This is a genomic window from Enterovibrio sp. QJM3NY_24, assembly GCF_057786035.1.
The window spans coordinates 1,064,106-1,078,510 of sequence record NZ_CM173519.1; the positions used below are offsets into that span (position 1 = coordinate 1,064,106).

The following is a 14,405-nucleotide window of genomic DNA, read 5'->3' on the forward strand; positions in this document are numbered from 1 at the left end:
GGCCAGCGGGTGCTGGCCTTTTGGGGTAAAGGACAAGGCTACTGGCTTAGCGACAGCACTGAATTGTCAGTGACGTTGAGCACTGTGCCGTCACCTGCAATCAATGAGGCAATCTGAGATTGCATTTCAGCGTTAGTAGCACCGCTTTCAGTATCACTCAGCAACGAGCTGTGCCCACCTTCGGTAAAGAGAAAAGCACTCTTCACAACTGACCCGCTTTTTGATTCGGTCGCAGGTGTCAGGTCAAGAAAATCTGATCCGACGAGCGGCAACGTTCCACCAAATGGGGAGTAGGGCTGCAAGATGGTAGTCGTTGAGACGGTGTCTTTTGGATCTAGTTTGTTTGGAATGGTGGCGTCATTTACTACTGATGAAAGATACACAGGTAAATCAGCACCGATTAAACCAGCATGGTTAATAGGGTCCACTGGATCCAAAATACTTTGAGCGGCATAAGCATATTGGTTGAAGTTGGAGTACATCTCCTTCAAGGATTTGATGCTTTCATCCGAACCATCGAGCACAAGCTGTTGCTGTACAGCACCAAAACAGGCTTCTACGTTACCGGAAAATGGCGATGCATCACAGGTGGCTTTGAATGTATCATCACTACCATACACTAAGCTTCCTTTGACAAAATTGCCAAATGAGCCGGAGTTTAACAGTAGGTAAGGGATACCTGCCCCAGGGTTAGCTAACGCGAGTGTGTTGACGTTGAAGAACAGCGCATCGGCTTGAGGATCACCCACGGAACGGTTGGCGATGTTGCCGACATTGACGCCTGTCATCGCACCAAGCGAGTGGCCAACAAAAGCAACACCTTTGCTAGGGTCTAGATTGTTTAGAGGAGCACCCGGATCTCCACCTTGTGAAAGGAGGAAGAAAATACGACCTATAGCAGCACGAAGATTAATGACATCGACGGTGCTTTGTCTGAGATTATCACGCGCTACGGGGAGCGCTGCCAAGTTTAAATAGTATGCAGCATTGCCAGTATCGTTTGGATCGGTGTCGTCCACTGTTGCTGTAATTGCACCACCTGCGAGTGCGCGGTCACCATGCAGAGGATGATCGATTGCAAAAATGGCAACACAATTTCCATTGATGAGTCCATCAGCGACTTTACCGCCGCCTGCAGTTAATACCGCTTTGCTGGTCGTGATGCCGTGCTGGAAAATCACCGTTCGGAGTTTTTCATTATTCGCACACGTGAGAGGTGCGATCAGCGTCAATGGCACATCCTCAACAGACTGCAATTTCGGCACAGGACTATAGCGAGTGATTAATCGTTCTGCATCAAGTTGAGAACCGTCTGCCTTGGTGAGTGTTTGGCCAAACAGCTTAGGGATAACTTCTGCTTGTTTTGCTGTATCTGTTGCGACCACAGCCAGATCTTCCTGCGTGATACCTAATGCCGTTAGCTGGGTCATTACAGCGACTTTATCAGCATCGGAACCATTTGACAGGACGCTGCTTATCACAGCGAGGCTCGGCATGCCGCTCTGCCACGGCGTGCTTGCGAAAGTAGCTGGCTGATTATTTAAGTAATACGGCAGTTTTACGTTAAGAGAGATAACTGCATTGCCACCTGTAGTCAACGTTGTTGGAGTTGCACCCGGTGTAATTGAGAGTACTTGGTCGATATCAGCGGTAGCTAAGCTGCTATTGACTGCAGAGCCTTGCCAAACCATCGACGCAGATCCACCTTGTGCTTGGGCATTTAACACTTGCGCAGTTGCAAGCTTGGCGCCGTACAATACGTCACCGACTGACGAGGTGGTAAACCATGTTGAGAACATGATACCACTTGGGTCAACACCTGCCGTTTCAAATTCAGCCTCGATAGCATGGGTAATCGTTTGTGCAGGTATTAGTGCGTCAGAAGGGGGCTTCGCCGTGTCTTTGAGTGTTGCGTATGAACCGGTTGTTCCGACACTTTCACCAGTAACATCTTTAAGGTCGTTGGTGATAGCAAACATATAGTTTGACGCAGGGCTGAGAGGCTTTGTAAGAAATACAGTTAAAGTTTTGCCTGATGCCGTTGCGATGAAGTCTTGACCAGCAACTAACGCCCTAGCAGTGCGTGTTGATGATAGAGATTGCTGACTTGCGCTTGTTGTAGGGTTGCTACTTTCGATTAAATGAAAGCCTTGATTTGCTGTACTAGGGTCTAAATCATTTCCCGTAAACGCAACCTGAAACGGTACTGAAGTACCCCATCCGTCATTTTTCCCCAAAGCGATTCCTGGGTCAGAAATATCTGATGAATATTCGCTGCTACCTACTGAGCCGTCAGATGAAACAGTGCCATCTACAGAGTCCATAGCGATAAAGCTGGGTGTGATGATTTTTCTGTCATCGCCTGTGCTGAATAGATCAAATTCAACTTTTGTTGGCGCACTCAAGCTTGCGGCGAGATCTGGGTCGACCGTTAGATCACCAGAAAGGCTTGAGTCATTACATGCCGTCAGCAATGCAGCGGATATCATCATTGTTAGGAATTTGGTTTTCATAGTTATGCCTCTTAACTGCTTAATCGTCCGATGAAAAACTAAAATGTATAGTTCGCCTGCATGGCATAAATGAATGCGTTCCCCGTAGCACTAAAGTTTTCCCCATCTTCAGTAAAGTCACCTGAGGCACTATTTATGAAAGTGAAACCAGCATCGAATGAAAGCTGGGTGTTGTATTGGTAAGTTGCACCTGCTGAATACCAGTAGCGATCCGTATCTGGAATACTCAGCGTGGCTTTACCCGCTTGCTCATCGAAAGCAAAGCCAGCGCGCAGCAACCATTCGTCATTAAGTTTATGGGTTGCACCTAGCGACCAGCGAAGAGTGTTTTCGTAATCTTCGTCTTTTAAGAAACAAACTCCTGCGCCATCGGAGGAATTACATTGGCTGTTGGTAGCGCGAAGTTCTTTGAATTTGCTCCACTCTGTCCAAAGTACGCTGTAATGTACTGCCCATGCGTTATTAAGTTGATGAAATCCAGAAGCTTCAAACGTGGCGGGCAATATAACTTCGAGATCACCTTTAACAACAGTCCCTGGTGTTAAACTTGCTGCTGCCCCTGTGTGGTCAGTGAAGTCCCCAGTGAAATCCAGAGTGACTTCAGAACGGTAACCGAGTCCCCATCGAGTGTTGTTGTCTAACTCGAAAAGTGCACCGACATTCCAGCCATAACCGACTGTGTCACCTTCCATAGTTATTAGCTTGTCAGATGCTTTTCCGGCTAGCTGTTTAACGAGTTTACCTTTATGGCGGTTCAATTCGGCCAAGCCATATACAGCACTTACGCCAAGCCCCAAGCTAAGCTGCTCGTTCGCTTTCCAAGCTAAACTAGGGTTGAGTGTTACACTGACCAATGATGTATCACCAGCGGAGCTGCCTTCACTAAAATCATCTGGATAGTCTGTGGCTACGCCGTAAGTGGTGAAAAGTGCTATGCCCCAAGCGAATTTGTCGTTTATTGGCGAAATATAATAACTTGCAGGAACAATGGCGTAAGGCGCAACGTCTTTCGCTGCTTGATTTGAGGATGGGCCAGTATGTGTTATGTCGACATTCGGATCGATGAAGCTCAATGCGGCAGAAGTTGTTGCGCTATCAAATACGGTCATCGCTGCAGGATTTCGAGCCAAAACGGATGCGTTGTCTGCAACTGCAGCTTCCCCAGCGAATGCTCTGCCTAATCCACTTGCTGAATGCTCAGCCACCTGATACCCCGCACTCCAAGCACTAGGGGCAGCGAGAGCGACAGCCAGCGCTATCGCGATTTTTGATAATTTTTTTGACATACAGCCTCTCATCCAAATTGAGCGTTTTGATTGCTTTTCAATCAAAGTCCATTTTTTCAATGACTTGAAATTCTTGAAGCTTAAAACAAGCCTCTATTCAAGCTGGTCGGATCTTTTGAATGGTCAATATGTCATGTTGCACAGGAATGTTAAATACCTGTTAAAGGCAATGCTTCTGTATGGAATATCAGGTATCGGTGCCTAGCTTTAAAACTTGCGTTTTAAGTAAAAACACTAAAATGGTATTGATTGTCATGAACGCTTTATTATTAGGGGGTTACTGTTTGAAATGGCTTGCGTGTTAAGTGAACGTTTGTTTGAAAGGTGGCTTGTTGACCCAAATAACATAGTGACGGGAGGGAAGAGAAGATTTCACTTTTGTGATAGGTAACAAAAAAAAGCCGATTAAAAAATCGGCTTTTCTCATATTTAAAACAATCGGTTAGAAGGTGTAATTGGCACCAAGCGCGAAGATATAAGCGTCTCCACCTGCTTCAAATGTGAAGCCATCTTCAGATCCCGTTACGCTATCACCGCTCAGGTATGCAAAACCAGCATCAATAGTCAAATCGTCTGAACTCGCATAGGTTGCCCCAATGCTATACCAAGTACGATCAGAATCAGGAATGCTGAGAGTTCGGTATTCTTCTTTTACCGGGCTCTCATCATATGCAATACCAGCCCTAAGCGTCCATTGACTGTCTAGGTAATGTGTCGCACCAACAGCGTAGCGCCAGCTATCTTCCCACTTTTCATCTTTTTGCAGACAGACACCATCGAAATTGCCCGCTGAGCTGCCACAGTTTGTATTAGCACTTGTTGCCTTTAATTCTTGAAATGAGCTCCAACCTGTCATCATCGCACTGTAATGAATTGCCCATTTTGGTACTACTTCATGATAGCCAGATAACTCCAACACATCGGGTAAATTTAGTTCAAGTTCACCAGGCACTGATGCCCCAGTTTTTCCAACATAAGCTGTGTTAACGCCACGGTAATCCCCTTCTAAGGTAGCGTCGACTTTAGAACGGTACGCTACCCCTAAGCGGTTTTTGTCGTTAATTTGCCATAGAGCACCAATGTTCCAGCCGAACCCCCAGCCATCTCCTGCAAGATGACTTACTTCATCGGTAGGTTGTGTTACCCCAATTGCAGCCAATGTAGGCGCTGATGCGCCATATACTGCAGCACCAGCATTTCTTGTTAGCGATGCATCCGCATAAATAGCATTCAGGCCAGCACCTAAACTTAGTTGTTCTGAAACTTTGTGCGCGAAATTGAGATTGAAATCAATGGTAAGCAATTCGGTTTGGCCTGCAATAGGACCAGCGGAGGAGTTAGATGGATAGTCTGTTGCGAGGCCAAAGTTAGAGAAGGTAGAAAATCCAATCGCAGATTTATCATTGATGGGCCTGACATAGTGGAAATAAGGGACGATCGCATCAGGAGCAACATCACTGTGATCTGATGAAACTGTAGATGGCAATGTACTCGCTGGCGTAGTGCCGACAGTTTTAACAGTCGCATCTACATCCGGCTGAATAAATGATAAACCACCAGAAACCTGTGCGGAGTCAAACATGGTCATGGCGGCAGGGTTTCGAACTGCGACGGCGGCGTTATCTGCAATTGCGGCTTCTCCGGCAAATGCTCTGCCTAGCCCACTTGCTGAATGTTCGCTAATTTGGAAGCCTGCACCGTGTGCTTGAAATGCTGCTAAAGCAACGGCGGTAGATAGTAGGGTACGTTTTGCTATTGGTTTCATCTAATTTTGCCTCTTTGTCACTGCCTTGTATGGTTCTCGCTTCTTTTTTGCGTTATTTCTCAAAAATGGTAGAGCGAGTTAGTCCAAAAAAGTATAGGCACAAGATTAAAAATGTAGATGTTTTGTTATCAATAGTTTGCGCGAGATCTGATTGCTATTTGGGGTGGATTTTTGAGGAATTCAAACTTTTGTTTGAATTTGGTGTTTGATATTTTGGTAAGGAAGGCGGACTGTCTTATATTTCAATCAGTTCCGCCATTTATTTAGATGTGTCTAATCTGTTTGTTCATCAGCGGCTTGTTCGGAATCGCTCTCGACTTCAAGAACAGGCCAACCGCCTAATGTCTTCCATCTGTTAACAATCTCACAAAACAGCTCTGCGGTACGCTCTGTATCATAAAGTGCTGAGTGCGCTTCGCGGTTGTCAAAGGCGATGCCTGCGGTTTTACAGGCTTTTGCGAGCACTGTTTGTCCTAGTGCCAGTCCACTTAATGCCGCCGTGTCAAACGTCGCAAACGGGTGGAATGGATTGCGCTTGAGGAGAGAGCGTCGAGTGGCTTCCATCACGAAGCTGTGATCGAAGTTCGCGTTGTGCGCGACAATGATTGAACGCTGACACCCTGATGCTTTTTGTTCTTTACGGACAAGCTTAAAGATTTCCTTTAGCGCGTGTTCTTCGCTAACCGCGCCGCGAAGCGGGCTGAAGGGGTCGCGAATGCCATTGAACTCAAGTGCTTCTTTGACAAGGTTTGCACCTTCGAATGGAGCAACATGAAAATGAATTGTTTTATCAGGAGACAACCAACCATCGTCGTCCATTTTTAAGGTTACGGCACATATTTCCAGCAAAGCGTCTGTATTTGAGTTAAACCCTGCGGTTTCGACGTCGATAACAACAGGAAAGTATCCGCGGAATCGTGCTCTTAGCGTGTTAAGGTTGGTTTCTTGAGTCATGTCTCTTGCAACTAATAAAAATCAGGCGAGTATTATGGCAGAAGCGCGGGGTATTTTCATTTCTACTTTAGGCTCTACGGATTAAAATAAACCCTAAAGATATGGCGTCACTTACCGATATGGTAAACAGCACCATTCCACTTCGAGCCACCACGAGAAACAGGAAACTGCCCTGCCATGAAGAGATCAAACACCTCTCCACTGCTGACATTTCTCATCGCTGCAAGCATGTTGCCGCTGTCGGCTAATGCGAGCAAATTCTATGGTGCGAAGCCGCTGGAATCTCAATGGCAAGTCACGGTTGATACGCCTATTGAGTGCCGTGTAGAGCACATGATCCCAAACTACGGCATGGCGACATTTACTTCACGTGCAAGCAAGAAAATCAATTTGGATTTTGAGCTGGAAATGCGCCGTCCGATGGGACAGACAGAAAATGTGGCTTTGGTCTCTATGCCTGCAGTTTGGCGGCCGGGCGACGCTGCAGAATACATTGACCGACTGCGATTTTTTAAGCAGTTTGACGGCTATGTTGATGGTCAAACGGCATGGAGTATGTTGGCCGAACTAGAAGATGGGCGCTTTCCTACTTTTAGTTTTCAAGAATGGCAGAGCCGTGGGAAGCGAGTAGAGGTCGCGCTTTCAGCCGTGTCTTTCCAGCAACCTTATAATGAATTCAGCAACTGTATCTCTGGTTTATTGCCCTATTCGTTTGAAGATATCGCATTTACGGTGCTTCATTACAATGATAATGGTGATGAACTGAATAAGCCGTCTATGGCGAAATTAGCACAAATTGCTGAATTCGTTCGATACAGCCCAGATATCGACTTGGTGTTGATGGCGACATATACCGATGGTCGTGGCGCAAAGGCGGCGAATCAGCGTATGTCTGAAGTAAGAGCCAAGAATCTGGAAGAATATTTCATGTCGCTGGGCTTGCCAAAAGATCGCATTCAAGTCGAGGCATTTGGTGAGCGCAGGCCGATTGCGGATAATGATAGCCCGATCGGGCGAAACAAGAACCGACGTGTTGTTATCTCGCTGGGGCGTTCCATTATCTAACTTGTGACAATGTTAAATTCATACTGAAAGCCCCGCGTGAAAACGTCGGGGCTTTTTGCATATTGAGGGCGACTATGTCGAGTGCTCATTTACGTTACGGCGGCGGGTTCAGCATTTTCTTTAGGGGTAATCATCGCAAGTAATGCTTGTTCGTCAACGGTATCTTGTTGTGATTGTGGCAAGAAAGATTCTGCATAACGCAGATAGATTTTCTGTTCGATAAATAGACGGAATAACTTCGGGTCTATATGCTTGTCTTTCGCCATGAAAGCTAAGATTTTCATCGCTTCACTGAGTGTTTTGGCTTTCTTGTAGGGTCTGTCACTGGCGGTCAGTGCTTCAAAAATATCTGCAATGGCCATGATACGCGCATCGACAGATAGGTTGGTTTCATCTAAGCCGTACGGGTAACCTTTGCCATCGAGTTTCTCGTGGTGACCGCCGGCTATCTCAGGTACGCGTTGAAGGTGTGAAGGATAGGGGAGCTTCCTGAGCATTTTAATGGTCTGAATAATATGGTCGTTAATAATGAAGCGTTCTTCATTAGTCAACGTTCCACGTTGAATAGACAGGTTATGTAACTCGCCGCGGTTGTATTGAAGCTCAGGAATGGGCAGCTTGAACTCCCAGTTTTTAAAAGTCTCAAGCTGCTGGGGTAGCCATGGAATTTGATGGTCCAGCTTATTGGTGATGACATGTTCTTTGCAGGGTAATGTCTGCTCTTGTCTGAGCTGACGGCGATCTTCTTCTTCCCACGACAGACCCTGCATGTCATCAATGGTGCGATACCAAGTTCTTGATGCAATCTCTTCTAAACGTGTGATGTTTTGATTGTCCATAAACTCGCTGCCGAGGTTATGTTTAGCAATAAATGCAAAATCTGCATCCAGGGCTTTGTGCTCTTCACTGAGCCAGCGATCTAAGTCAGCAACATTCTCGCCCTCAATCCGTTTTTTCCAGTAGCGAATTTCAGCATCGCGTTTTAAGACTTCAAAGCGTGTTCGAATTTCATGAATGCGGTTGTAAATAGTTTCTAGTTTGGTGGCTTTATCGACGACATACTCTGGTGTTGTCACTTTACCGCAGTCGTGCAGCCAAGCTGCAAAATACAAGGCTTCTTGGCTTTGTTCATCCAGCGTAAAATCGGGAAAATCCTTGGTGTCATTACTCGCCGCATTGGCAAGCATGAATGTGAGTTCTGGTACGCGTTGGCAATGCCCACCTGTGTATGGCGATTTGGTATCGATAGCAGATGCCATCAGTTCGACAAAAGACTTAAACAGTAGCTTTTGAGCCGCAACACGATCCCAGTTTTCTTTGATTAGGGAGGCAAAGCCTAAAAATTGCGTAATGAAATGAATTTTTTCTTCTTGGTGATCGGGGACGTTTCGATTGAAACCGACTAACACGTATCCCACGCTTTCATTTTCACGGTTGTTAAGCGGCAAAATCCAAGCACGTTTGAGATCCGCGGGAAAAAAGCCTCGCTGAATATCTGTTGATGAAGGGGTAAAGCTGAAGAACTGCTGGCATTCAAGTGCATTGGAAATCTCGGGCGACTCCGCGATGAGCATGCCGATATCAATTGTATTGTCATCGGCATTTTGAGGATAACAAGCAGTCAAAGATAAAGCGTTGCTATCTTCAGATGATGTCGTCCACATCAGCACATAATCGGCCCCTGATGCGTGGTGGCAATGAGAGACTATATCGTTGAGCAATGAATCGAAATTAGAGCTGTTTGACACACGATGTAACGTGTCTAAAAAGCCACTGATGGTATCGGCCATGACGCCAATGGACTCGGATAAGGTTTTGACCTCTGCAATGGAGGATGTTGGAAGAGAGATGTTTGAAAAATCCAGATTGCGAATTTTCTGGGTTTCTTTTCCGAGTAATTGTAGAGGCTTAGCGATCTGGGCTGATGCCCAAAGCACCATAAGAGTCCCTAAGAGGAGTACCAAGGCGCTGATGGCAACTTGATTATTCCTCGCATTCAGTGCGCTACCGATCAGTTGCTGTTCAGGAATGGCTTTTGCGAGCCACAATCCTTTGCCACCCGCAAACTTGATGTGGACGAGGCTGAGCATCCACGTTTGATCAATATGCTCGACATTGCGGGTTAACTCCGTCAGTTCAGAAGCAGCATAGAGTTGGTTCAGTGGTGAGCGAGCCATCGATGACAGTCGTTCATTTGGTGATGCGGCATCAGCATGGGACAGAAAGCCATTGTGAGCAATAATATTTTTGTTTTCATCAAGTAGCAGCAATTGCGTGTCTGGTGAGTCAGTGAGTGTGGCGAGGAAATTTGATAGCGAAGCCAACGTAATGTCTGCCGCTATAACGCCTAAGTTGTCTGGAAGTTGACGTGAGAGCGTAATCCCCATGCGTTGTATGAAAAAATAAAAATAGGGGTCGGTAATGTGAATGCCACCGTCACTGGGTGCGACTTGGTACCAAGGCCTTGTTGTTGGCAGATAATCAATCTTATTCACATCGCTGCCAATGTAGCTTAGGTTTGCATCGTAATAGGTACGTTCTTGGTGACCGTTGGCTGTATTGATATCGACCATAATATGGCTATTGACCGGCGTCGAAAATTGCTGGCGCATAAACGCGGCACTGGTCGAACGTACAAAAGCAGATTGCTCGTCGGGGTAGCCAAGATAAATTGATAAAACATCAGGGTTCTTTGCCATGATGGCATTGATGGTTGCTAGCCATGTTGTGTTGGTTGAACTGCTAGGGTCTTGACCATAACCCGATACGGCTAACGCATCTAAAGAGGTGGTAACTGGCGCTATAAGCCTTTGAAATGATAGTTTTACCTGCTCGACATTCTGCTCTGTTCGCTCGGTCGCCAGTTGATGATTAAGCGCTTTTGAGTTTTGGTAACTCAATACGATGAGAAGAATGGAAAGTATAGAAACAACGACAAAGAAAATGCCGGCAATATGTATCTGAAGCGTATAGCGGCGCTCAATCATAGGGTGGTGTCTTGAAAGTGAGATATAGACAAAGCGTATCAGAACATTTTTCGCTTAGAGTAATTTCATTTAATCGTTTGAATTGCATCACGTAATGATGAAATTGAAATGATGCTTTGTCGTGATGGTGAAGATGCCTTCTATGCACTGAAAAGGAGACAGGAGGAATAGCGGAGAGCGGGGAAGCTGGGAGGAGAGAAGCAGGGCCACATCCACAAGATGCTTGAGGCATGGCCCATTACAAAAGAACGAGGCTAGTCGCCTAAACCCGCTGATGCACTTTTGTTTTGGATTAATTCAATTTTGTAGCCATCTGGGTCTTCAACAAACGCGATTTCTGTTGAACCGCCTTTTACAGGGCCAGGCTCGCGCGTGATGTTTGCGCCTGCTGCACGCAGTGCATCACAGGTCGCGTAGATGTCATCGACGCCAATCGCGATATGACCAAATGCCGAACCATGTTCGTACTGGGTAGTTCCCCAGTTGTAGGTCAGTTCAATCACTGCGCCTGTTGACTCATCGCCATATCCAACGAAAGCCAATGTGTATTCGTACTGCTCATTTTCATTTTTACGCAGTAGTTGCATGCCCATGACGTCGGTGTAGAAAGCGATCGAACGATCCAAGTCGCCAACGCGGATCATGGTATGAAGAATACGACCGTTGCTCATGTTGCTCTCCTTAAATTTAAATGCACGATAGTGTATCAGCTTGATTTGCCTGAAACAGTATATTGATGTGTCTTATGCGGCGTAAATTCTAGCGTATACATTGGTTTTCTAACGACGTTATTCGTCGGGATAAACCTTGTCTTTGAACTCGCATAAGTCTTCAATAATGCAGCTGCCACAGCGGGGTTTTCTGGCTACGCAGGTATAGCGACCATGCAGAATAAGCCAATGATGCACATCGACTTTGAACTCTTTTGGGACAACCTTGAGTAGTTTTTCTTCTACTTGGTCGACATTCTTACCCACGGCGAATTTGGTGCGGTTGGACACTCGGAAAATATGGGTATCTACTGCAATGGTCGGCCAGCCAAAAGCGGTGTTAAGCACAACATTTGCAGTTTTTCGACCAACCCCGGGCAGGGCTTCAAGCGCTTCACGATCTTCTGGTATTTCACCGCCGTGTTGCTCTAACAAAATCTTGCAGGTTTTGATGACGTTTTCTGCTTTGGAATTGAATAACCCAATCGTTTTGATGTACTCCTTCACGCCATCGACGCCCAGATCCAATATCGTCTGGGGGGTGTTAGCGACCGGATAAAGTTTATCCGTGGCCTTATTTACACTCACATCCGTCGCTTGCGCCGAGAGTAAGACTGCAATCAAAAGTTCAAACGGCGAACGCCATTTTAATTCTGTCTCTGGATGCGGGTTTTCTGCGCGAAGGCGTTCTAGTATCTCAACACGTTTTTGGTTATTCATGCTTCATCCGTTGAAATCGGGTTGTTAGTCGGCAGACGTAATGCGTACACGTTCGATAACTGCTTTTTCTTTCGGTTGTTTTTTTGCTTGGCGAGCATCTATTACATTCTTAGCAGCGATCAGGAAGCCAACAGTTAAGAACGCACCCGGTGGCAGCATGGCAAGCAAGAAAGGGCTATCAAAGTGGAACACTTCAATACGAAGCCCTGCGGCCCAATCGCCAAGTAGGCGGTCTGCACCGTCAAACAAGGTGCCATTGCCCATTAGCTCACGGATTGCACCCAGAACGACGAGCGCAGCGGTCATGCCCATGCCCATCCAGAAACCATCTAGCACCGAAGGGAGAGGCGCATTTTTTGATGCAAAAGCTTCCGCTCGTCCAATGATGATGCAGTTGGTGACGATGAGGGGAATAAAGATACCCAGCGACTGATACAGGCCGAAAGCGTAGGCGTTCATGAGTAGTTGAACGCAAGTTACCAAGGAGGCAATAATCATCACGAAGATAGGAATACGGACTTCTTTGGGCACCCACTCGCGCACTAAGGAGACGATAAGATTCGAGCCGACCATGACCAACAATGTGGCAATCCCCAGCCCCAGTGCATTGGTGACTGTGGCAGAAACGGCCAGCAGCGGACAAAGCCCAAGCAGTTGAACGATGGCCGGGTTGTTTAGCCATAATCCATTTTTCATTAGTTCGCGGTTTTGACTCATTTTGCATCTCCACAATCAAGCGGCTGACGAGCAATGGTGTCTATGTTTTGCATGGCATACCACGCAGCCTTTCTCGCTGCGTTAACCACAGCACGGGGAGTAATTGTCGCTCCAGTGAATTGATCAAACTGGCCGCCATCTTTGTAAACGGCCCAACGTTTGTCGTCTGCACCTTCAAGGGGTTTATCACTGAAAGACAGTACCCAATCAGACACGTTGAGATCAATCTTGTCGCCCAGCCCCGGTGTTTCTGCGTGCTTAAGTACGCGAACACCCAGCACGGTGTTGTTGGTATCAATACCCACCAATACTTTGATTGCGCCGTTATACCCATCAGGCGCAATGGCTTCGATGGCTAAAGCGGTTGGCTGACCATCTTTAGTAGCAACGTACACTGGCATCGGCGCATCCGTTCCTAGAACGGGACTCGTCACGAGAGTACATTGTCGTGCCAAGGCGTTGTCATGCAGATCTTTAGGGATCACTTGATTCAGCACTTGTAACAGTTGTAGACGTTCTTGTTCCGCAATGGTGTCTTTCGTCAGTGTGTTTGTTATGGCGACCAAGCCCGTTGAAAGCAAAGCCGCTAGAGCGAGAATCGCTCCGTTGTTTCGCATTGCGCGGATCATTTGCTTTCCTTTTTATAGCCATAGGCGGTTGGCTTGGTGTAGTAGTCAATCAAAGGCACGCACATGTTTGCGATCAAAACGGCGAATGCGACACCATCAGGAAAGCCACCGAAGGTGCGAATCAAATACACCAGTGCGCCAATCATTGCGCCAAATACCAAGCGACCTTTTGGGGTGGTGGACGCGGAAACAGGATCGGTGGCGATGAAAAACGCCCCTAACATGGTTGCGCCGGAAAACAGATGTAATAGCGGTGATACGACAGCGTCGGGACTGATGGCATAACCAATAACACTGAAAACCAACAAGGTGGTTAGCATTGCCGTTGGGATTTGCCATTGAATCACTTTCAGCTTTAGCAGCGCTAATCCACCGAGGAGGAATGCTACATTCACCCAACCCCAACCAAGTCCTGCAAAGGTACCAAAAACAGGATCTAACACCGCTTCTGATACGGTTTTTCCTGCGAGCAACGCCGTTTTAATCGTATCTAGTGGCGTTGCCATGGTCATACCATCTACGGCGACACGCAGTTGGTTGACGCTGAAACCATCGGTGCTTAAGCCCGTGAAAATGCTTGATGCACTGTCCAAGAAGCCAAGAGGCTGTGCTAAAAGCGAAGAGGGTGGCAGCCAAGTTGTCATTTGAACCGGGAAAGAGATCAGTAGGACGACATATGCAACCATTGCTGGGTTGAAAAGGTTTTGTCCCAACCCGCCGTAGAGATGTTTTGCAATAACAATGGCAAACAGACTGCCAATAACCGCAATCCACCAAGGCGCGAAGGGCGGGATGGAAACGCCGATTAACATACCAGTGAGTAACGCGGAGTTATCCTGTAAATAGCGTTTAACGGGGCGTTGTCGAAGCGCGACAATGGCGGCTTCTGCAAGGGTGGCGGTAACAGACGCAATAGCAACCTGAAACAGAACACCCCAACCAAAGAAATAACAAAGCGCAGCAATGCCGGGAACGGCACACAAAAACACCATCATCATAATATCGCTGGTGCTTTTGCGGTTGTGGCTATGTGGACTACTGGCAATAAAAAAGGCCACT

Annotated in this window: 11 protein-coding genes; 1 reads left to right on the top strand and 10 read right to left on the bottom strand. The window is 46.9% G+C overall.

Annotated elements, in window-relative coordinates; genetic code table 11:
• Positions 1-38: 38 nt before the first annotated feature.
• From AC3CIC_RS04660 to rnt, 4 genes are all read right to left on the bottom strand, one after another.
• A complete protein-coding gene (locus tag AC3CIC_RS04660) occupies positions 39-2,513 on the bottom strand; it encodes a VolA/Pla-1 family phospholipase (RefSeq protein ID WP_488515474.1) in 2,475 nt (824 codons plus the stop codon).
• A 38-nt stretch (positions 2,514-2,551) separates the two neighbouring features.
• Positions 2,552-3,799 (bottom strand): outer membrane protein transport protein, encoded by a 1,248-nt coding sequence (locus AC3CIC_RS04665; RefSeq protein WP_488515475.1) that lies wholly within the window; start codon positions 3,797-3,799, stop codon positions 2,552-2,554.
• A gap of 442 nt (positions 3,800-4,241) precedes the next feature.
• Entirely contained in the window at positions 4,242-5,564 is a 1,323-nt protein-coding gene (locus tag AC3CIC_RS04670; protein ID WP_488515476.1) for an outer membrane protein transport protein, read from the bottom strand.
• A gap of 273 nt (positions 5,565-5,837) precedes the next feature.
• Positions 5,838-6,518, bottom strand: a complete 681-nt coding sequence (gene rnt / locus AC3CIC_RS04675; RefSeq protein WP_017004804.1) for a ribonuclease T — start codon at positions 6,516-6,518, stop codon at positions 5,838-5,840.
• Between the two features lie 228 nt (positions 6,519-6,746).
• On the opposite strand from rnt, the gene motY reads away from it, so the two are divergent.
• The gene (motY, locus tag AC3CIC_RS04680) at positions 6,747-7,583 is read left to right on the top strand and encodes a flagellar protein MotY (RefSeq protein ID WP_241819056.1); all 837 of its coding nucleotides are present in this window, start codon (positions 6,747-6,749) and stop codon (positions 7,581-7,583) included.
• An 89-nt stretch (positions 7,584-7,672) separates the two neighbouring features.
• Here motY and AC3CIC_RS04685 read toward each other — a convergent pair whose 3' ends face one another.
• The 6 genes from AC3CIC_RS04685 to rsxD all read right to left on the bottom strand — a co-directional run bounded on the left by AC3CIC_RS04685 (position 7,673) and on the right by rsxD (position 14,404).
• Positions 7,673-10,570, bottom strand: coding sequence for an HD domain-containing phosphohydrolase (locus AC3CIC_RS04685; RefSeq protein ID WP_488515477.1), 2,898 nt, complete (start codon positions 10,568-10,570; stop codon positions 7,673-7,675).
• A 254-nt stretch (positions 10,571-10,824) separates the two neighbouring features.
• On the bottom strand, positions 10,825-11,241 hold the full coding sequence (gene gloA / locus AC3CIC_RS04690) for a lactoylglutathione lyase (protein ID WP_016958381.1): 417 nt from the start codon (positions 11,239-11,241) through the stop codon (positions 10,825-10,827).
• Between the two features lie 117 nt (positions 11,242-11,358).
• Positions 11,359-12,000: an endonuclease III gene (gene nth, locus AC3CIC_RS04695; protein ID WP_016958380.1), complete on the bottom strand. Its 642-nt coding sequence runs from the start codon at positions 11,998-12,000 to the stop codon at positions 11,359-11,361.
• A 24-nt stretch (positions 12,001-12,024) separates the two neighbouring features.
• Entirely contained in the window at positions 12,025-12,717 is a 693-nt protein-coding gene (locus tag AC3CIC_RS04700; protein ID WP_016958379.1) for an electron transport complex subunit E, read from the bottom strand.
• Positions 12,714-13,346, bottom strand: coding sequence for an electron transport complex subunit RsxG (gene rsxG, locus AC3CIC_RS04705; RefSeq protein ID WP_017004806.1), 633 nt, complete (start codon positions 13,344-13,346; stop codon positions 12,714-12,716). Before rsxG ends, AC3CIC_RS04700 begins: the two co-directional genes overlap by 4 nt.
• Positions 13,343-14,404 (bottom strand): electron transport complex subunit RsxD, encoded by a 1,062-nt coding sequence (gene rsxD / locus AC3CIC_RS04710; RefSeq protein ID WP_488515478.1) that lies wholly within the window; start codon positions 14,402-14,404, stop codon positions 13,343-13,345. The genes rsxG and rsxD overlap by 4 nt, the downstream gene beginning before the upstream one ends.
• Position 14,405 lies beyond the last annotated feature (1 nt).